Annotated in this window: 13 protein-coding genes; 5 read left to right on the forward strand and 8 right to left on the reverse strand. The window is 64.9% G+C overall.

What is annotated here, in order from left to right:
* Positions 1–111 precede the first annotated feature (111 nt).
* Entirely contained in the window at positions 112–675 is a 564-nt protein-coding gene (gene ahpC, locus AB6809_RS22015; RefSeq protein WP_006046984.1) for an alkyl hydroperoxide reductase subunit C, read from the reverse strand.
* A 126-nt stretch (positions 676–801) separates the two neighbouring features.
* The gene (gene prpR / locus AB6809_RS22020) at positions 802–2838 is read right to left on the reverse strand and encodes a propionate catabolism operon regulatory protein PrpR (protein WP_371027159.1); all 2037 of its coding nucleotides are present in this window, start codon (positions 2836–2838) and stop codon (positions 802–804) included.
* Positions 2839–3057: 219 nt separating this feature from the next.
* Here prpR and AB6809_RS22025 point away from each other — a divergent pair, with 219 nt between their 5' ends.
* From AB6809_RS22025 to AB6809_RS22035, 3 genes are all read left to right on the forward strand, one after another.
* Positions 3058–3939: an oxaloacetate decarboxylase gene (locus tag AB6809_RS22025; RefSeq protein ID WP_371027160.1), complete on the forward strand. Its 882-nt coding sequence runs from the start codon at positions 3058–3060 to the stop codon at positions 3937–3939.
* 462 nt (positions 3940–4401) lie between these two features.
* Positions 4402–5856, forward strand: coding sequence for an MFS transporter (locus AB6809_RS22030; RefSeq protein WP_371027161.1), 1455 nt, complete (start codon positions 4402–4404; stop codon positions 5854–5856).
* A 28-nt stretch (positions 5857–5884) separates the two neighbouring features.
* On the forward strand, positions 5885–6346 hold the full coding sequence (locus tag AB6809_RS22035; protein WP_371027162.1) for a GNAT family N-acetyltransferase: 462 nt from the start codon (positions 5885–5887) through the stop codon (positions 6344–6346).
* Positions 6347–6385: 39 nt separating this feature from the next.
* On the opposite strand, the gene AB6809_RS22040 is transcribed toward AB6809_RS22035, so the two are convergent.
* The 4 genes from AB6809_RS22040 to AB6809_RS22055 all read right to left on the reverse strand — a co-directional run bounded on the left by AB6809_RS22040 (position 6386) and on the right by AB6809_RS22055 (position 9987).
* Positions 6386–7291 (reverse strand): 2OG-Fe(II) oxygenase, encoded by a 906-nt coding sequence (locus AB6809_RS22040; RefSeq protein WP_029970522.1) that lies wholly within the window; start codon positions 7289–7291, stop codon positions 6386–6388.
* A 54-nt stretch (positions 7292–7345) separates the two neighbouring features.
* Positions 7346–7825: a nuclear transport factor 2 family protein gene (locus tag AB6809_RS22045; RefSeq protein ID WP_006046978.1), complete on the reverse strand. Its 480-nt coding sequence runs from the start codon at positions 7823–7825 to the stop codon at positions 7346–7348.
* A gap of 170 nt (positions 7826–7995) precedes the next feature.
* Positions 7996–9441, reverse strand: a complete 1446-nt coding sequence (locus AB6809_RS22050) for a nicotinate phosphoribosyltransferase (protein WP_371027163.1) — start codon at positions 9439–9441, stop codon at positions 7996–7998.
* A gap of 138 nt (positions 9442–9579) precedes the next feature.
* A complete protein-coding gene (locus AB6809_RS22055; protein ID WP_310033772.1) occupies positions 9580–9987 on the reverse strand; it encodes a hypothetical protein in 408 nt (135 codons plus the stop codon).
* Positions 9988–11184: 1197 nt separating this feature from the next.
* Between AB6809_RS22055 and AB6809_RS22060 the strand changes: the two genes are divergently transcribed.
* Positions 11185–12636 carry a sigma-54 dependent transcriptional regulator gene (locus AB6809_RS22060; protein WP_029970519.1) on the forward strand — a complete coding sequence of 484 codons (1452 nt, stop codon included), beginning with the start codon at positions 11185–11187 and terminating at the stop codon, positions 12634–12636.
* 593 nt (positions 12637–13229) lie between these two features.
* The gene (locus AB6809_RS22065) at positions 13230–15977 is read left to right on the forward strand and encodes a mechanosensitive ion channel family protein (protein WP_371027164.1); all 2748 of its coding nucleotides are present in this window, start codon (positions 13230–13232) and stop codon (positions 15975–15977) included.
* 34 nt (positions 15978–16011) lie between these two features.
* Here AB6809_RS22065 and AB6809_RS22070 read toward each other — a convergent pair whose 3' ends face one another.
* Both AB6809_RS22070 and AB6809_RS22075 read right to left on the reverse strand, forming a co-directional pair.
* Positions 16012–18276 (reverse strand): ATP-dependent DNA helicase, encoded by a 2265-nt coding sequence (locus AB6809_RS22070; RefSeq protein ID WP_371027165.1) that lies wholly within the window; start codon positions 18274–18276, stop codon positions 16012–16014.
* Complete coding sequence (locus tag AB6809_RS22075) at positions 18273–20060, reverse strand: VRR-NUC domain-containing protein (protein ID WP_371027166.1); 1788 nt, start codon at positions 20058–20060, stop codon at positions 18273–18275. Before AB6809_RS22075 ends, AB6809_RS22070 begins: the two co-directional genes overlap by 4 nt.
* Positions 20061–20062: the final 2 nt, after the last annotated feature.

Here is a 20062-nt window from a genome sequence, read left to right on the forward strand (position 1 = left end):
GGCCCGGGGACGCGCGAACTGCTGCATGAAGCGGTTCGCACGGTGATGCGCCGCGTGGGCGCGACTGCCTGAAGCTTTGAGGCTATGCGCAGCTTTGGAAGCTGCGAGACCTTAGATCTTGCCGATCAGGTCGAGCGACGGCGTGAGCGTTTCTGCGCCCGGCGTCCACTTGGCGGGGCAGACTTCACCCGGATGCGCCGCGATGTATTGCGCAGCCTGCACCTTGCGCAGCAGTTCGCCTGCGTCACGGCCGATGCCGTTGTCGTGCACTTCGCACAGCTTGATCTCGCCTTCCGGGTTGATCACGAACGTGCCGCGCAGAGCCAGACCCTCTTCTTCGATCAGCACGTCGAAGTTGCGCGAGATTGCCAGCGTCGGGTCGGCGATCATCGGGTACTTGATCTTCTGGATCGTGTCCGACGTGTCGTGCCAGGCCTTGTGCGTGAAGTGCGTATCGGTCGACACGCTGTAGATTTCAACGCCGAGCTTCTGGAAATCGGCGTAGCGATCGGCCAGGTCACCCAGTTCGGTCGGGCAAACAAACGTGAAGTCGGCCGGATAGAAAACGAAAACCGACCACTTGCCCTTCAGGCTTTCTTCAGTGACGGTCACGAATTCGCCGTTGTGATAAGCCTGTGCCTTGAACGGTTTGACTTGACTATTGATGATCGGCATTTGCTGAGTCCTCTTTCTGAGTGGTTGGAAAGTGGAGTCAGTATGTCAGACCACGCCTAATAGGTAAAGTGGATTGTTTTAATTCTTCCGATAGATTGATTCTATCCACTCCGGGGCTTCGGGCTATCATGCGTCGTCGGCTTTGAGCAGCCGCCACAGTGTGGTTCGGCCTATGCCCAAGGCCCGGCTTGCCGCCGCGCGATTGCCGCCGCACTGCTCGAGCGCCTTCGCGACGTCGTCGCGGGTCGGGGTGATCCGGGGCGCCGCTGGAGCGCTGGCGGCGTCGGCGGCGTGCGCGTTGGGAGCAATACGAAGCGTATCTTTGCCGCTTTCGCGCTGCATCCGGTCGAATTCCGGGAAAAGCGCCAGCAGATCGGGCCCGATGTCACGGTCGAGATCGCCGGCCGCGTCGCCGAGATAAATGGCCGCGCGCGTCAACAGATTTTCCAGTTCGCGCACATTGCCCGGCCACGCGTAGCGCTCGAACAGCGGCGCCAGAAACTGCAGCACCCGCCCGATCGACGCCTCCGACAACCCATATTGGCGCGCCCCGCGGCTTAACAAGTGCCGGGCGAGCGGAACGACATCGGCGCGCCGCTCGCGCAGCGGCGGCAATTCTATCTGAAGCAGATTCAGACGAAAATACAGGTCCGCGCGAAACGCGCCCTGCTCGACGAGCGCATGCAGATCGCGATGCGTGGCGGCGATCACCCGCACGTCGATGGGCGTCGCGCGGCCCGAGCCGAGCTTCATCACCTCGCGTTCCTGCAGCACGCGCAGCAGCCGGCTTTGCAGCGCGGCGGGCATCTCGCCGATTTCGTCGAGGAAAATGGTCCCCGTGTGGGCGATCTCGAACAGGCCCGGCTTGCCGCCGCGCCGCGCGCCGGTGAACGCGCCCTCCTCGTGGCCGAACAGCTCGCTTTCGATCAAGCCTTCCGGCAGCGCCGCGCAATTGAACGCGACGAACGGATTGCCGCGCCGCCGGCTCGCGTTGTGGATGCCCTGCGCGACCAGCTCCTTGCCGGTGCCGCTTTCGCCGGTCAGCAGGACGGTCGCGTCGTGCGCCGCGCCTGCGCGCGCGAGCCGCCGCACGCGTTCGAGCGCCGCGGATTCGCCGACCAGATCGTCCAGCCGATGCCGCGCGACCAGATGCTTCGGCCGCTGGCTCGTGCGCAGCGACCGGTCGATCCGCTGCGCGACAAGCGCGTCCTGCACCGTGACCACGGAACCGGAACGCGCGCCCTGCTCGAGGATCGGGACGCAGTTGACGATCAGCGAACGTTCGCCGATCTGTTCGATGCGTTCCTCCGCAGCGCCGCCGCGTTCCGCTGCTTCGCGCAGCCAGGGGCGGAGCGTGCGGGCGAGTTCGGCGGGCACGTCGCGGCCGTGGTTGTTATCGCGGTGGCGGTCGCCGTGGCGGTCGCCGGTCAGGCCGAGTAGATCGAGCATCGCGGGATTGACGGCTTCGAGCTGGCCGGCGTCGTCGAAAGCGGCCACGCCGTCGCGCAGATGCGCGACGATCGTGTTCAGGCGCACGCGTTTCGATTCCTTCTGCCGGCTCACGCGCGCGAGTTCGACCGAACGCTCGAAGGCTTCCTCGACCGCGCCGAGCGAGTACAGAAACACGCTGTCCAGACCCGCCTGCTGCGCCAGATCGCAAGCCATGCCGGGACCGATGATGACGCGGCAGCCCTCGGCGGCCAGATCGTTGACGGCGGTCCGCACCTCATCGACCGAACGGTAGGCGCGCTGCGTCAGACGAACGTTCAGCCAGCCGCCGAGATCGGCGAGTTCGTGCGAGATGGTTTCGTGCAGCACAAGGCCGATCGGCGCGCCCGGCCGCGCGGCGGTGGCGCGGGTGATCGCGCTCAGCACGTCGAAGCCGTTGACCTTGACCATGACCACCGGCACGCTGAGGTGCTCGCGCAGATACGCGCCGTTCGAGCCGGCGGCGAGCACGACATCGACGGAACCGGCATCGACGTGCGCCTGGAGCGCTGTGACCGCGGCGCCATAGCCTTCGCGGATCGAGAAAAATCGGGCGCGGCCGGCGTAGCGCGGCGCGATAGTCTCGCAAAGCGACTGCAGGCGGCTAATACTGACGAGGGCGATGCCGGGCCGGCCCGGGTCGGCGTTGACGAAAGCAGGCGTGAACGTTGACAACGGGATGCTCCGATTGCTGCGGCCGAAAGGCGGGATTATGAGCGTTCCGCGAAACGTTTCATGAAACGCCCAGCCATTTTGCCATGAAACGCTGCGCGGCCCAGAGTCGCGTGCAAACGTTTGATTCTGCATGGAAAACCTGTGGCCCGCCGTCAATGGCATGCATCCTGCACTTCCCGAATCACCTCAACACATCAAACCTTTCCGGAGACACCTCTCATGACCACTTCCGCCACACGCCGCGCCGCCTTCCGCGCCAAGGTCAACCAACGCCAGGGCCTGCTCGTGCCCGGCGCCTTCAATGCGATGAGCGCCCGCGTGATCGAGGACGCCGGCTTCGAGGCCATCTACATCACGGGCGCGGGCGTCACCAACATGTCGCTCGGCCTCCCCGATCTCGGCTTTATCGGACTCGCGGAAGTCGCCGAGCACACGGCGCGGATCCGCGACGCGGTCGCGCTGCCGCTGATCGTCGACGCGGACACCGGCTTCGGCAACGCGCTGAACGTGCGCCAGACGGTGCGCGTCCTCGAGCGCAGCGGCGCCGACGTGATCCAGTTCGAAGACCAGATCATGCCGAAGAAATGCGGGCACTTTTCCGGCAAGGAAGTGATCAGCGCGAGCGAAATGGCGGGCAAGATCCGCGCGGCCGTCGATGCCCGCGAGGACGGCAATCTGCAGATCATGGCGCGCACCGACGCGGCGGCCGTCCACGGTATCGAGGATGCGATCGAGCGCGGTCATCGCTTCATCGAGGCGGGCGCGGACATTCTCTTCATCGAGGCGACCGAATCGCTCGCGGACATCGAGCGGCTGCCGTCGCTGTTCGACGCGCCGCAGTTGATCAACATCGTGATCGGCGGCAAGACGCCGGTGCAGTCGCGCGAGGCGCTCGGCAAGCTCGGCTACGGGATCGTGCTCTACGCGAACGCGGCGCTGCAAGGCGCGGTGCTCGGCATGCAGCGCGCGCTCGGCAGCCTGCAAACGAATGGCCGCCTCGACGAGGACGCGACGTTGGTCGCGCCGTTCAGCGAGCGCCAGCGTCTTGTGAACAAGCCGTTGTATGACCGGCTGGATCGGGAGTATGCCGCGAAGGATTGAGCGGAGCGCGTCGAAACGTGTTCACGTAGCGTGGAGGGCGGCACGCGGGGTGCTGGGTGCTCGCATGCTCGGCGTTCGGCGCTCCCCTCGCGCGCCATCGCCGCAAGCATGCGCATCGTGCTGATGCGCCAGGCTCGATTGCGCTACGATTCAGGGCCGGCGTGCAAAGCCGCGCGAAGCGACGTCAGCGGGGCCGGCGAAATCGCGCCCGCCCTGCTGCACAACCGCCAGCCGAGCAACCCGAGGCGGCCGCCGCGAGTCCGCCTCGCACCGGACGGAGCAAACGCGCGCAAACGCCCGCAAAACACGTATTCGCCAGCGAAAGGTAGTCAGAAAAATGAAGCCCATCACATCGCGCATAGCGTGCATAACGCGCATAGCGTCCCCGGCGCCCCGCATTCGCCCGCGCATTCGCCGCACGCCTGACGAAGCATCCATGCCCACGCTGCCCGGAGCCTTCCAATGAGCGCAGCGAGCGCGCCGCACAAGCACGTCGGCTGGCTGCCGTATATCGTCGCCGCCACGTTTTTCATGGAGTATCTCGACACCACGGTCATCGCGACCGCGTTGCCGCAGATGGCGCACTCGTTCGGCGTCGGCCCTAACAGCGTCAGCCTCGGCATGACGGCCTACATGCTGGCGCTCGCCATCTTCATTCCGGCGAGCGGCTGGATTGCCGACCGCTGCGGCTCGCGCACCGTGTTCTTCAGCGCGATCGGCGTGTTCACCGTGGCCTCGGTGCTGTGCGGACTGTCGCAGAACGTCGCCGAATTCACCGCCGCGCGTCTGCTGCAAGGCATCGGCGGCGCGATGATGGTGCCGGTCGGCCGGCTGATCGTGGTTCGCAGCACCGAAAAAAGCCGCATGATGCAGGCCATTTCGACGATCACCTGGCCCGCTATCGCCGCGCCGGTGGTCGGCCCGCCGATAGGCGGTTTCATCACGACCTACGCGTCGTGGCGCTGGATTTTCCTGCTCAACGTACCGTTCGGCCTCGCGGTGATGGCCGTCGCGCTCGCGATGGTGCCGAACCTGCGCGGCAGCGAACGCAAACCACTCGACCTGGTCGGCCTGCTGCTGAGCGGCACCGCGCTCACGGCAATCCTGTACGGCGCGGAACTGGCGAGCCAGCCGGCCGAGAACCCGTGGATTGCCGGGGCGATCATCGTCGCCGGTTTGCTGGTCGGTGTCGTCGCGTTCCAGCATGCGAAGCGACATCCGCATCCGCTGATCGACGTGTCCACGCTGAAGATCCCGACCTTTTCCGTGACCGTCGTGACGGGCTCCTTCACGCGCATCGGCATTGGCGCCGTGCCTTATCTGATGCCGCTGCTGTTCCAGGTCGGCTTCGGCTTGTCCGCTTTCAAGTCGGGTCTGCTGCTGCTCGCGAGCGCGCTCGGCAATCTCGGCATGAAGGCGTTGACCACGCGCATCCTGCAGCGCTTCGGCTTTCGCATGGTGTCGATCGTCGACGTAACGGTGGCCGGCATCTTCATCATCGCGTGCGGATTGCTGACGCCCGAGGTGCCGCTCGCGCTCGTGCTGATCGTGGTGTTTGTGTATGGCGTCGCGCGCTCGATGCAGTTTTCGACGCTCGCAACGCTCGCCTACGCCGACGTCGCGCAGCCGCAAATGAGCGGGGCCAGCACGCTGTGGAGCGCGGCGGCGCAAATGACGATCGGGCTCGGCATCGCATTCGGCGCAGTGTCGCTGCGCGCAGCCGCGTTTTTCAATGGCGAGACCACAGGCCACGAGACCGCAGGCCTCGTCTTCACGCTCGACGATTTCCGCCTCGCGTTTCTGCTCGCGGGCGTGTTGACGCTGCTGTCGGTGATCGGCTACATGGGTCTTGCGCGCGATGCCGGCCAGAGCATCGGCGGCGGTTCGCGTGGAACGGAAGATCCCGCGAAGGGCTGATAAATTTCTGGAGCGTTCAGGAGACTACATGAGCACCGTCACCGATCTGCGAATTTCAAGCGACAAGAACGAACTCGACGTCGAGATGATCTACGCGTTCCTGTCGCAGGAAACGCCGTGGGCGAAGGGCATGCCGCGCGAAACGCTCGAACGCGCGATTGCAGGGTCGCTATGTTTCGGCGGCTATCTCGACGACGATTCTGGCGACTCTCCGAGCAGTAAACAGGTGGCGTTCGCGCGCGTCGTCACGGATCACGCGACTTTTGCGTACCTGTGCGACGTTTTCGTGCTGCCGCAGTATCGCGGCAAAGGTTATGCGCACGCGCTGCTCACGCAACTATTCGCGAGCGAGTCGTTGCAGGGCCTGCGAAGAATCATGCTCGCGACGACGGACGCGCATCATGTGTATCGGCCGCATGGCTTCAGCGCTTTGTCGAACCCCGAGCTTTTCATGGAAGTGCATAACGCGGACGTTTACCGCAGCGCCTGATCAAGCGAAGGCAACGTGCCTCGGTAACTCCCGAATCAATCACACATACGCCCGTTCGCGCATCCACTTCGTCATGATCCACTTGTCGCCGGCACGCACCGGCGCGCCGCCGTGCAAGGTCAGCGGATCGAGTTGACGTTGGCCGTTCATATAACGGAAATACACTGCACCGCCCTGCTTCGCGGCCACCGACAAACCCGCTTCCGGAAAGATCGTTTCGCCGCCGTCCGGCACATCGTTCAGATAGATGACGAGCGTGGCCACGCGTTGTCCGCCGCGTGCCGTATGCACGGTGCTGCCAGGCTGGTCGGGCGGGAAATAGTCGAAATGCGGCCGGTATTCGCCGGTTGGGCCGTAGTGAAGAATCTGCAAGCCCTCGCCGTTTTCAACCGGCCAGTTCATCAGGCTCGCGATGCGCTGATCGAGCCGCTCGATGAACGCGTCTTCCCCGCGCTGATACCAGATGCCCTCGCTGGTGCGGTTGCGAATCACGTCTTCCTGGCCGGTCGCCGGATCGACGATGGTCGAGCGTTTCAGCCGATGCCGCGAACGCTCGATCACTTCATTGCATTCTTCCGGCGACAGCACGTTCGCGAACACGATCACCTGCGGACGCTCGCAGCGCATCAACACCTGGACATCGCGGTCGAACGCGCGGATTGTGTTGCCGCGCGCGACAGGCCCGTCGTCGTACGCATAGGGCATACGCTGCACACCAGGCGCACTCGGCGCCGTTTGCGGCAGCGCGGCTTCAATCCCGCCCGCCGCTACCGGCGAAGCCGCTGCACCCGACGCGACCACGCCGAACGCGCCACGCACGGCTTGTGCGGCTGCGTCGGCGGCAAAACCCGCCTGGACCATCGCCTCGATCATCGAATCGATCGTGCAGCCGCGCGCTGCATTCGTGCGCAGCCATTCCTGCCACGCGGCATCCACTACCGGCATACGCGCCTCCGCTGTCGGATAGAACAAGAATAATGCATCGGCGGAAGCCCGCGCTCAGGCGCCATGATCCTGGCGCCGGTAAATCGCGAGCCCTTTTCTCGCTCGCGCGCGGATCGAGCGATGCACGAGCGGCGACCATCCGAGCAGCGCGCCGCGCGCGCCCAACGCCTGGCGCATCCACGCCCACAAGTCGAAACTGTCGCGATGCTCGACGATGAGTCCATCGCGAAACGCAAAGCGCGCTTCGACGTGATTCACCACCGGACGCCCCGTCTGACTGAATACATAGCCCGCGGTCCAATGCGCGCGGCCGCTATGTTCATCGGCTTCGATGCTATCGAACGTCAGCGAAAAATCCTGCGCGCGCGTGACCAGCATGCGCCACATGTCGCGCACTTCGTCGCCGCGCAATTCGCCGAACGCCGGGTCGCTGAACACGACGTCATCGGCATAGCAGGCAATCATGGTGGCGGCGTCGCGCCGCTGGAACGCCGTGTAGAAGCGCTCGATCAGTTCGGTGTTGGGATGGCTCATTTGTTGTGTACTTGAGTTGCCGGATTAAAAGCCCGCATTGCAGCCGATATGGAAGCCGGTTTGATTGTGCGCGATGCAACCGGCAATCGAACCGCACGCGCCGCCCACGATCAGCCGAGTTTCGCGGGATTGTATCGAATGATCGCGCCCGCGCTCGCATCCGCGATGCGCTAGCCTTCGTGCGCGTGAGCGCGAGCCCGGATTTCCGACAACGATACATCGACGAGCAGCTTGCCCGAATCGAACACCGTTTCCATCGCATCGTCCCAATCGGAGCCATCGGCGCGCGCGTCCCGATCCGGCGCGAGCGGCAGCGTCGCCGTGCGGTACTCGCCCGTTTGACGATTGATGAGCAGCGTGAGCCGTCCTTTCATCGAGCGTTTGGTGCTGTCCGTCACGGGGTCTTTCGATACGTCATGCCATGTATCGCCGAGGCGGATCGCCGAGCATTTCATCGCGAAGCGCTGCGTGTCGCGGTTGATCTGCTGCAACAACGCGCCGCCCATGCCGAACACGATGTTGTCGGCCGCGAAACCCGCGCGGTCCATCGCCGCGAGTATGGCCTCGAGCGAGTCGGGATTCACGCCGTCGCCCTGAATCACGCGCACGTTGTTGAGCACGCGCCGGCCTTTGCTGTTCAGCACCGATCCAAACGACGCCTCGAGCGCGCGCAGCGTTTGCAACACGATGCTGCGCGGATCGCCGGAATCGGGGCGGATCACAAGCGTCGCGCCGGAGTCGAGCACCGCCTGCTTCAGCTCCGTGCCCCACACCTTCAACGCAGCGAACAGATCGTAAGAGTCGGACACCACGGAAACGATTGCGCCCGGCCTCGCGAACTTCGCGATCATGTTGCGATACGCGTCGGTCTCGCGCTCGCGGCCCCACGCCGTGATCGTGCTGTGCTCGGCGGCCGGCACCGAAAACGCGGCCATGCTCTCGTTGTAGTAATGATTCGCGGCCACCACGCCGAGCACGGTATCCGAACCCATGAAGCTCACCAGATGCGCCGCGCCGCCAATCGCCGCCGATTCCGCGCTCGACACGCCGCGCGCGCCGAAGTCATGCAGCTTGAACGGCAGTTGCGTGACATCGTCGCTGGTCTTCAGCAGATACTCGCGAATCGTCTTGCGCAGATGCCAGCTTTGCGTCGCGACCGTGACCGGATACCACACGCGCAACAACATGGTTTCTATATACGACGCGAGCCAGAACACCTCGGGGTCGTCGCATTCGACGGTGACGAGCACGTTATGCGTGGGCACCACCGACCCTTCGGGCACCGCGCGAATGCGCACCGGCAGATAACCGCGATGACGTTCGACGATATGACGCCAGCCCGCTTCGTTGAACGGCTCGCCGTGCGCGCTGAAAAACGCCTTGGCCTCGTCGATCATGGGTGCGGTAATGGGACTGCACAGATACTGCTTGATGAGCATCTGCAAGCCAAAGAAGAGCGTGCGGTCGTAGCGCCCGCCGCGCGATTCGATGTATGAAAACATCGCCGACGCTTCCGGCGGGTACTGGAGATAGTGCGACGCCTTGTATGAATCCGTGTTGAGGATCGGATTCGAGAAGATCGCGGAAGCGCCGCTAGGACCGCTGAATTCGTTCATCGTGGATGACGCCGCATTCGGCTCGCTGACGGTAGCTGGCTTTACATGATGCCACGGGCACGATGCGGGCGCGGGCTTCGGCTTCAGCTTCCGCGCTCATGCACCTTGCCCGTGCCGCCCGCTGTTGCGCAACGGTGTTCAGTCCAGATCGTCGTATTCCCGTCGGCGGATGTCCGCATCGCGGTCTGCGTTGCGCTCCTGCGAAACGGGCAATTCATAGGCATCGCGCAGTGCGGGGCGTTGAATCTCGGCCTGCTCGCGGCGCTTGATTGCGTCAGCGATCACGAGCGTCAGCAGATCGACCGGCGGCGCGGCAAACAACGCGCGCTGCATGCCGGCGCATGCCCGGTAACGAAGACGGACAACGCTGCCCGCAAATTGAGCAACTGATGGAGTAACAGAGCAAGTACCCGGCGTGGCCGGCTGATCGTGGCGCGGCGCGCGGGCCGGCCCGGAAACAGGTGCTTTCATGACATCCCCCGTGAGAATGACACACTGAAATGCGCTGACGGCTGCGTTGCAGCCTTCCAGGTCCGCCGTGCCCACGCGAAAGCGCGAACACGGCGCCCGGTCCACCTCGCTATGTGCCTCTCTTGTGGAGGCTGTGGCCTTCTCCCCGTTTCGTCGCGCCGGTTGGTCCAGACCGTACGCTGCCCCTTCCCTGTTATGCACGTCGGTCGCGCAAACGTTGCCGCGCGACGACCTGTCGTTATAGGCCCAACACTTGCACCTTCACAGACGAAAAAAACCGGCGAGGTCAGAGCGTTGCGTCGTCGGGTGACGAACGACCGCTTCGCATCGGTCGTTCGCCCCGTGTTGTTTGACGTCCGTCTGTCAGTGGCCCCGCCGCAGCCTCGTAGACGCAATGGCATTCCCCGGCCACGTCCACGAAGTCGTTTATTGCGCCGGTCGTTACCTCTACTGACCGGCACAACAGATTCGCTGCGACTCCCTTAATGCAATGGCTATGCCATGTGCGCCCAGGTGCCGTCGCGCGGAGCGTCGCCGACGATGCAACGCTACCGTCCGCCCGATCGCCCAACTGAAAAACCGCCGGTGATTCGTATTCGAGACGCGTCTGGGCGCTCACGCGGTCTGCAAAATGCGCATCTAACGCATCGAATACACGCTTCCGATAAGCGCCATTCGCTGCCACGCCCGCGCGGCTTCGCGGTTTGTGTGCGAGCCCGGTCATTAATGCCGACGCCGAAACACATAAAAGCGACACGAAAATGGCCGAAAAGGCTTATGCGATTTTTGTTGCATGCATGAAACATCGCCAATGGATGTATGCCGACGCGTAAAGCGCATTCGTTCACGCGCTGTGTACTCCAGCGCGCATAACACGGCTTGACGTATCGCCGTCCGAACAGTATCGGATTAGCCGCGCGGCGCCTTGCAAAATCAGGCGACTGCCGAATAAGCGCACGTCAAATCGGGAAACTTTCTCGATACTGATTTGTTTGTATAGCATTCCAAAGCGCTTTCGCTTATGTTTGAGTCATGCGCCAGTCAGAGCGCCATAAAAAAAACGAACGAGTTAAGAAACGGTATAAGTGATTCGGGGATGAACTACTCCGGCGGTTGCCACGAGGCACCTTCCGTCGCCTGCCGCGATAATGCGGTGCCTCGCGGCTTGCGCCGCGCCCTGCTCGCTCCGCCGCAAACGTCGACTGTAGGCCGGCCACTACCGGTCTTCAATATCTCGCACAGCAGTCTTTCGAGCAGTAGGAATCGGGGGTAATGGAAATGACTTTCGCATCTGCGGACACCGGACGCACCGTTCTTTATGTGTCGAGCTCGCCCGATCAGAAACTCGCCGACTTCCTCGCCGCATCGGGCTGGCATGCCGTGCACGCGAAAAACGCGGCGGGCGCGGAACGCATGATCGAGCGCGACAACGTCAAGGTCGGTCTGGTCGAACTGCCGGAAGACTGCACGACGCAGCAGTTGTCCGCGCTCGCTGCGTGCATGCGCCGCCCGGAAACCAACTGGGTCGCGCAGATCGCGCCGGGCCAGGCGGATAACGAACTGGTCAGCCGCTTTATCCTCGATTACTGCTTCGACTTCGTTACGCGGCCGTGGCTCAACGAGCGTCTCGTGTTCGCGCTCGGCCACGCGCATGGGCTGTCGTCGCTGAGGCATGGACATGTAGCGCCGGAACCGTCGCTCGGGCGGCATGGCATGGTCGGTCAATGCGAGGCGATGCAGCAGTTGTACCGGCGCATCGACAAATGCGGCGCGACCGAGGCGCCGGTGTTCATCGCCGGCGAATCGGGCACGGGCAAGGAGCTGACCGCGCTCGCGATTCACGAGCGCTCCCCGCGCACCGGCCGGCAGTTCGTCGCGATCAATTGCGCGGCGATTCCGCCGAGCCTGTTGCAAGCGGAACTGTTCGGTCACGAACGCGGCGCGTTCACCGGCGCGCTTCAGCGCAAGATCGGGCGGATCGAGAGCGCGCATGAAGGCACGCTCTTTCTGGATGAAATCGGCGACATGCCGCACGAATGCCAGGCGGTGCTGCTGCGCTTTCTGCAAGAAGGCACGATCGAGCGGCTCGGCGGCAACGGCCCGATTCACGTCGACGTCCGCGTTATTTCGGCGACGCACGTCGATCTCGACAAGGCAGTCGAGGACGGCCGCTTCCGCGCCGACCTGTATCACCGGCTATGCGTGCTGCGCCTCGTCGAGCCGCCGTTGCGCGAACGCGGCGGCGACATCAAGCTGCTCGCGAACTATGCGCTCAGCATGTACAAGCAGGACGGCGCGCGCAAATTGCGCGGGCTGTCGAGCGACGCGATCGTCGCGATGTCGAACTATGCGTGGCCGGGCAACGTGCGCGAGCTGATCAACTGCGTGCGGCGCGCCGTCGTGATGAGCGAGGGCCGTTTCATCACCGCGAACGACCTCGGCTTGCCGGCCACGGACAACGGGCCCGCTGTCACGCTCGCGGAAATTCGCAGCAAGGCCGAGAAAGACGCGATCGAACATGCGTTGCAGCGGCATGGCTATAAGTTGTCGGAGGCGGCGGTCGAACTGGGCATCTCGCGCGCCACGCTGTACCGGCTGATGCACGCCGACCGGCTGCATCCGGAGCCTTCGGGCGGCAACGGGTCGAACGGCGGCGCGGATGCGGACGGGGACAGCCAGGCTGAGCGGCGCGGGCATGGATTGGTGTCGACGGCTTCGGTTTAGGTTTAGGTGGTTGTCGGTGTAGACGGCGGGCGGGCAGTTTAGGGTTGGTGGTCCGCCCTTGGCGCGGGTTGTTTTGCGGTTGCGGCGCTGGGTGTGAGGCTTCGGGTGTCGAGCCTGGTTGTGCCTAGCGTTGTTCTTGGCGTTGTTCCTGGCGTTGTGCCTGCCGTTGTTGCGTGCCGTTGTGCCAGCCGTTGTTGCCTCGGCGTTGCTGCCTCGGCGTTGTTCTTGGCGTTGCTGCCTCGCGTTGCTGTCTTAGCGTTGTCCTTGGCGTTATATCGCCTACTATCCGTTCACGGCATCTCGCCCCGTTGGCCGCTGAGCCACGCGCAACGGAGTCCTTCCCTCTCCTTGCGCGGTCCCTCCAAAACCCACGGGCAAGCAACTTGCTACCGCATGTTGCCGACGCGTCGCCGACGCGCGCGTCTTCGCGAGCCCGGACGCCGCGTCGCGTCCCATAACGACGCAGCGGCCGCCGCCTCAGGAACTTGCGCGGCGAAACTCGTGTCGGTCAAGACCGGGGCCCAGGCCCAAAACAGCCAGACCGGCCGATGCGTCCTGCCGCCGTCCGCATTCCGCAGCCCGTCCCATACCTTATGCGCAAATTTCTACACGCCTGCTTCGTCGTTCTGCTCATTCTCGGCGCCCCGCCCGCTTTCGCCGCGGTGACGCCGGCCACTCCCGCCGCGGAGGCTTCCGGCACCGCCGTCACGCTGACGCCCGACCAGGCGCGCCAGGCGCTCTCGGTTCTCAACGACCCCAGGCGCCGCGCGCAGGTCGCCGATACCTTGCAGGCCATCGCCGCGGCCGGCGCGCTGAGTGCGCCGGCCTCCGCGCCGACGGCCGCCTCCGCGCCCGCTGCCGCGAGCGGCGCAGCGTCGCTCGTGCCCGCCGCGTTCAAATCGAACGGACTGGCCTCGCAGCTCGCCCGTCAGGGCGCGCATTGGGCGGTCCATCTCGGCGGATCGCTGCGCAACTCGGTGACGGCGCTGCTCGACGTCGCCTCGGTGCGCGCGTGGTGGAACTGGCAATCGACCAGTCCGCAAGCGCGCTCGATCCTCGCGCACGTCGCCTGGTCGCTGCTGGCCGCGTTGTTGCCGGCGCTGGTGCTCGAATGGCTCGCGCGGCGTGTGCTGCGCCGCGCGTATCGCACGCTGGCCGCGCGCCGCGAGCATGGCGATCCCGCCGACGCGCCGCGCACCGACTTGCCCGTCGACGTCGAACCGCAGCCTGCCGACGCCGCGCATGCCGCGCCGCCGTTGCCCGCACCGCCGGTCGCCGAGGCGCAGGCCGAAGCACGGGCCCAAGCGGAATCGAAAGCCGAATCCACAACAACAGCCCGCGCACAAGCCGCCGCAGCGGCCAGTGCCGCAACGACGCCCGCAACGGGCCAACCTTCCGCGACGCCAACATCCACACCAAGCCCCACGCCGTCCGCCACCAGCGGCAAAGCGGCCGAAGCCAAAGGCAAGCAAAACGCCACGCATCACTGGACGCTCCTGCAACGCCTGCCCCGCGCGCTGCTAATCACCGTGCTGCGCCTGCTGCCGCTGGCGGTGTTCGTGGGCGCGGCGAGCGCCCTCATGTCGATCTTCACCGACGACGGCACGCCGCCAGACCGCGCGCTCGATTCGCTCGTCGACATTTATGTGCTGTGCCGCCTGATCGTGATCGTGAGCGGCTTCTTCCTGCAGCCGGCCGCGCCGCGTCTGCGCCTGTTGCGCATGAGCGATGCGTGGGCCGTGTTCGTGCATCGCTGGGTGATCCGCATTGTCAGCGTGGTCGGCGTCGGCTCGGCGATTGCGGAAATCGGGCAATCGCTCGGCCTGAACGAAGCCGCGCATCTCGCGTTGATGAAGGTCGTCGCGCTCGCCGGCCACGTGATGCTCTCGATCCTGATCCTGCAATGCGCGAAGCCGGTCGGCGAACTGATCCGGCAGCGCGCCGCTTCGCGGCCATCGCTCGAAATGTTCGGCAATGCGCTCGCCGATGCATGGGCATGGCTCTCGGTGTTCGTCGTGATGGCGCTGTGGTTCGTCTGGGCGCTCGACGTGCGCAACGGCTATCACGCGCTGCTGCATCTGGGCGGCGCGTCGCTCGCGGTGCTGGTGGGCGCGCGCGTGCTCGCCATCGTGATCTTCGGCGGACTGGCGCGGCTCTTCAACGGACGCGAAGACGCGGACCGCTCGCTCGTGAACCGGCATGCGTACCGCTACTATCCGCTCGCGCGACGCGTGGTGGCGTGGATCATCGGCATCGTGACCGCGCTTGCGTTGCTCGCGGTATGGGGCGTCGATGTCGGCGAACTGTTCCGCGACGGCAGCGTCGGCCACCGGCTCGCGTCGGCCATCGTCACGATCGGCGTGGCGGCCGTGATCGCGCTGCTCGTGTGGGAAAGCGTGAACGTATCGGTCGAACGGCGGCTCGATCGCTGGACCACGACCGGCGACCTCGTGCGCGCCGCGCGCCTGCGCACGCTGCTGCCGATGCTGCGCACCGGCCTCTTCTGCGTGATCGCTCTCGTCGTCGTGCTGACCGGGCTGAGCCAGCTCGGCGTGAACATCGGGCCGCTTCTTGCGGGCGCGAGCATCTTCGGCGTGGCGCTCGGCTTCGGCTCGCAAAAACTCGTGCAGGACTTCATCACAGGCATTTTTCTGTTGATGGAAAACGCGATGCAGGTCGGCGACTGGGTCACGCTCGCGGGCGTGTCCGGCACCGTCGAATATCTGTCGATCCGCACGGTGCGCCTGCGCGGCAGCGACGGCTCGCTCTATACCGTGCCGTTCAGTTCGGTATCGACGGTCAACAACACCAATCGCGGCATCGGCAATGCGGCGGTCCGCGTCAACATCGTATTCGGCCAGGACGTGGATCTCGCGATCGACACGCTCAAGGAAATCGGCGCCGGCCTGCGCGAGGAGGAGAAGTTCAAGGACGGCATTCTGTCCGACTTCAGCTTCTGGGGCGTCGACGCGGTGGACGGCTCGGCCGTCACACTGGCCGGCCAGATGCAATGCCGCGACTCGGCTCGCTGGGGCGTGCAGCGCGAATTCAACCGGCGCATTCTCGACCGCTTCCGCGAACGCGGCATCGAGATCGCAAACCCGCAGCGCAACCTGCTGACGTGGGACCCGGAGAGCGTCGCGCCGCGCGTCGAAGCGGGCGAGCCGCCTAAACAGGAACCGCAGCAGGAACCTTCGACGCATGCTTTCGGCGATGGTGCTTCGTCCGATGGCGCATCAAAGGGCGACGCGCCGGTGGAAGACCAGATACCCGTCGACTCGAAGCCCGCGGGCGGGCCAGGCACGCCCGCGAATCCGGGACCGACCTCGCCGCACGAGTGACGTACTGACTGACCGGGCGCCGGGCGCGCGCTATCTATTGAACCTGCCACCAGCGAGGCAACAGGCGGCGCACTTCGGGCCGCCTGTACCGGTCGTCGATCAGATGCACGACGCCCTCGTCGTGCTCCGTGCGAATTACGCGCCCCGCCGCCTGCACCACCTTCTGCAAACCGGGGTACAGGTACATGTATTCGTAGCCGCTGCCGAAGCGCGCCTCCATCGTGCGGCGCATCTGTTCGTTCACTTCGTTCATTTGCGGCAAGCCGAGCGTCGCGATGAATGCGCCGATCAACTGCTGTCCGACCAGATCAACGCCCTCGGAAAACGCACCGCCCAGCACCGCGAAGCCGACGCCCTGATTGGCGCCGCGAAAGCGCGCGAGAAATGCGTCGCGGGCGGCTTCGTCCATGCCCGGCTCCTGCGCCCAGACAGGCACGTCAGGATTGCGTTCGCGCATCAGCGCGACGACGCGTTGCAAATACTCGAAACTACTCAGGAACCCCAGGTAATTGCCGGGCTGCGCCGTGTACTGCCTCGCAATCAACTCGACGATAGGTTCCAGCGAACGGTCGCGATCGCGCCAACGCGTCGACACGTTGCCCGCAACCCGCACTTGCAACTGTTCCGCGCGAAACGGCCCTTCGACGTCGAGCCATGACGTGTCCTCGGCAAGCCCCAACGTATCGCGGTAAAAATGATGCGGGCTCAGCGTGCCGGAGAACATGACCGTGGTGCGCGCGGCGGCGTAGCGCGGCGCAAGAAACGGCGCGGGAATCACATTGCGCACGCACAGCACGCAACTGGTTTTATCGCGCGGTGCGTGGCGGTCTGTCGTCAGCGTGATGTCGAAAATCGAATGCTCGCCGAACTGTTCGGCGAGCGCGACGAAATGCATCGCGTCGAAGAAGAAACGCAGCGACGTTTGATCGATGGAAAGCGGCGCTTCGGCAAGCTGATCCGTCACCGCGCCGATCAGATTCTGCGCGGCTGATAACAGCTTGCCCGGCACGTCGGCGTAGACCTCGTACGAAGCGGTTTGCGCGCGCTTGAGCGCATTCCATTCGCGTTGCAAGCGTTCGAGCGGCTTGCGCAACGTGGGCGGCGCCGTGTTGCGCGCAAGCCGCAACGCCGCCTGATCCAGCGACGCCGTGTACATGCGGCGCGCGCGATCGAGCAGATTGTGCGCCTCGTCGACGAGCACGCCGACGCGCCACTGGTTGATCTGCGTGAGCGCGTAAAGCATCGCGCTGCTGTCGTAGTAATAGTTGTAGTCGCCGACTACGACGTCGGCCCAGCGCGCGAGTTCCTGCGCGAGGTAGTACGGACAGACGTCATGTGCGAGCGCCGCTTCGCGCACCGTGGCGCGATCGAGACGCGGCCCGGCAAGCGCCGCGCTGCGCGCCGCGTCGAGCCGGTCGTAAAAGCCGCGCGCGAGCGGACACGACTCGCCGTTGCACGCCTTGTCCGGATGCTCGCAGGCCTTGTCGCGCGCGACGAGTTCAAGCGTTCGCAGCGGCAACGGCGCAGCGCTCTGGCGCAGCGTTTCGATTGCATCGAGTGCGAGCGCGCGGCCCGGCGTCTTCGCGGTCAGAAAGAACACGCGATCGATCTGCTCCGCCGCGCAGGCCTTCAGCAACGGAAAGATCGTAGCGAGCGTCTTGCCGATGCCCGTCGGCGCCTGCGCCATCAGCGGCTTGCCGTCGCGCGCCGCGCGATAGACGGACACCGCCAGTTCGCGCTGGCCGCTGCGAAACTGCGCGTGCGGAAACTGCAATGCGCCGAGCGCGGCATTGCGTGCCGCACGATGCGCTTCCTCCTGCACGGCCCAGTCGAGAAAGCGCTCGCATTGTTCGACGAAAAAAACCTCGAGCTCGCGCGCCGTATGCGTTTGCGTCAGCAACGTTTCCTTCTGACTGCCGACGTCGAAATAAACCAGCGCGACGGTCAATTGGCCAAGTCCGCGCGCGCGGCACAGCATATGTCCGTACACCAGCGCCTGCGCCCAATGCAGCGTGCGGTGATTCGCGGGCATGCGTTCGAGATCGCCGCGATGCGTCTTGATCTCTTCGAGACGATTGGCTGCCGGATCGTAGCCGTCGGCGCGGCCTCGCACGGTCAGATTGCGATGCGTGGCGGTCAGCGTGACTTCGCTTTCGTAGCCGCTCGCGCGACGCCCCGCGACGGTCACGTGCCCCGCCATGCCTTCGAGCGAAGTCGGCGCGGGCGTGAACCGCAGATCGAGGTCGCCGCGCCTTGCGGTGAACTCGCACATCGCTCGCACGGCGACGATGTAGCTCATGCCGTGCGCTCCGCTGTGAATGTGGCGGGCGTGGCATTGCACTCGGCTTCGTCGGCCCAACGCACGTCGACCACGCGCACCGGCATGCCATGCTGCACACAGTATGCGAGCCAGCGGATCTGGTTGTCCTGCAAGCGGTCGCCGGGTCCCTTCACTTCGATCAACTCGTAACGGCGCTCGGCGGGCCAGAAGCGGATCAGGTCGGGCAACCCCGAGCGATTGCCGCGCACGTCGCGCAGCAGACGTTCGAACCACAACTTCAGATGCGCGGCGGGCAGACAGTCGAGCGCAGTCGTCACGAGTTCGGGCGTGAGCAATCCCCAGAACACGAACGGCGACTGCACGCCGTCCTTCTCATGCAGATGCCGCAAAATCGTCTCGCGATACGCGCCGTTATCGAATTGAGCCAGGCACGCGGCGAACTGCACGGCACGGCGCGCATGAAAATCCGGCGCGTGAAGATCGGCGGGACCGCGTTGAAACGGATGGAAAAACGCACCGGGCAACGCGGCGAATACTGGCTCCCAGCAGAGCAGGCCGAACAGCGAATTGATCAGCGCATTCTCGACGTAATGCACCGGTGCGGCGTCGCAAGCCAGATGATCGCGCACGACGAATTCGACGGCCTGCGGCGCTTGCGGCCTCGGCAACGTCAACGTGCTGCGCTCGGCCGCGCGCGCCGCCTGCACGCGAACCGCCGGCTCGCCGAGCTTGCGCTGCAAACGCGGCAACATGCGTGCGATACGTTGCGCCTCTTCCTCGCTTTCCGGCGATGCCGCGGCCTGCGACGCGAGCGCGACCGCCGCATCGAAACGTTCGCCGCGCTCGAGCACACGCATGCGCCGATGACGCGCGCCAGGCCACGCGCAACTCTCGTACACGGCGAGCGCCGATGGCCACATCTGCCGCCGTTCGCAATACTGGCCGATGCGAAACAGCAGCTTCGCGCGGCGCGTTTCGAGCCACGAGTTAGACGTTTCGACTGCACGAACGCGCGCGACAAGGGCGTCGATCGCGTCACTTGTCGCTTCCAAATTAATCAGCGATGCGAACGATTCTATCGATTCAAGCTGATCGCGACATGCCTGCAACGCGAGATACACGTCGACGTCCGCGCGCTGCTGAAATGCACGCGACGCCGGCCCGAACGCGACTTTCTCATACTGGAACACGCCAAGATCGGCGAGCACGAACTCGGACCAGTCCTGCTGCAGATTGCCGAAGAACATCAGCCGAAAGCGCTCGCAAAGCGGCGCAATGTCGACACGAAACACGCAATCGCTCGACTGGGCATGCCACGCGGACAACGGACGCGCGGCGCCGCTGCCGTTCTCGCCCTCGTCTCCTTCCGCATAAAACGGACGCAATGCATCCAGCAACTCGGGCTTGCGCAGGCTGCGCGCGCCGGGAATCATGGCAAGCGCGTCCGCGAAAATATTCAGCAATTCGGCGCGCGTGGTGAGTGCAAAGAGATCGTCGAGCGTTAGATGCGGCGCCGCGTCCAGCCAGCCGAGCGCAGTAACAGGCGCGGCGGCGCGTAACGGGCAGCCGATTTCGTCGTAAGCCAGGCGGCTCGCGCGAAACAGCGTTCCCTTGCGCATCAGCATGCGGACCAGCAATGCGCGCGACGCTTGCGGCAACGACGCGAACGCGCCGAGAAAAGCGCGCTCGCCTGCATCGAGCAGATCGTCGTAACGTTGCGCGAGCCATGCAAGCGCACGCTCGAAGTTCAGCAGATAGTAAGGAGCGCCGGCGAGGGAATCCGGCGGAGCATCGGTTGCCACGG

The sequence above is a fragment of the Paraburkholderia sp. RCC_158 genome (assembly GCF_041355255.1).
In the GTDB taxonomy this organism is placed as follows: domain Bacteria; phylum Pseudomonadota; class Gammaproteobacteria; order Burkholderiales; family Burkholderiaceae; genus Paraburkholderia; species Paraburkholderia graminis.

Coding starts and splice junctions, on each gene's coding strand:
- AB6809_RS22040 (WP_029970522.1), bottom strand. CDS start 7,291: ATGCCGGTAGTGGATGCCGCGTGGCAGGAATGGCTGCGCACGAATGCA.
- AB6809_RS22045 (WP_006046978.1), bottom strand. CDS start 7,825: ATGAGCCATCCCAACACCGAACTGATCGAGCGCTTCTACACGGCGTTC.
- AB6809_RS22025 (WP_371027160.1), top strand. CDS start 3,058: ATGACCACTTCCGCCACACGCCGCGCCGCCTTCCGCGCCAAGGTCAAC.
- AB6809_RS22030 (WP_371027161.1), top strand. CDS start 4,402: ATGAGCGCAGCGAGCGCGCCGCACAAGCACGTCGGCTGGCTGCCGTAT.
- AB6809_RS22035 (WP_371027162.1), top strand. CDS start 5,885: ATGAGCACCGTCACCGATCTGCGAATTTCAAGCGACAAGAACGAACTC.
- AB6809_RS22060 (WP_029970519.1), top strand. CDS start 11,185: ATGGAAATGACTTTCGCATCTGCGGACACCGGACGCACCGTTCTTTAT.
- AB6809_RS22065 (WP_371027164.1), top strand. CDS start 13,230: ATGCGCAAATTTCTACACGCCTGCTTCGTCGTTCTGCTCATTCTCGGC.
- AB6809_RS22070 (WP_371027165.1), bottom strand. CDS start 18,276: ATGAGCTACATCGTCGCCGTGCGAGCGATGTGCGAGTTCACCGCAAGG.
- ahpC (WP_006046984.1), bottom strand. CDS start 675: ATGCCGATCATCAATAGTCAAGTCAAACCGTTCAAGGCACAGGCTTAT.
- AB6809_RS22050 (WP_371027163.1), bottom strand. CDS start 9,441: ATGAACGAATTCAGCGGTCCTAGCGGCGCTTCCGCGATCTTCTCGAAT.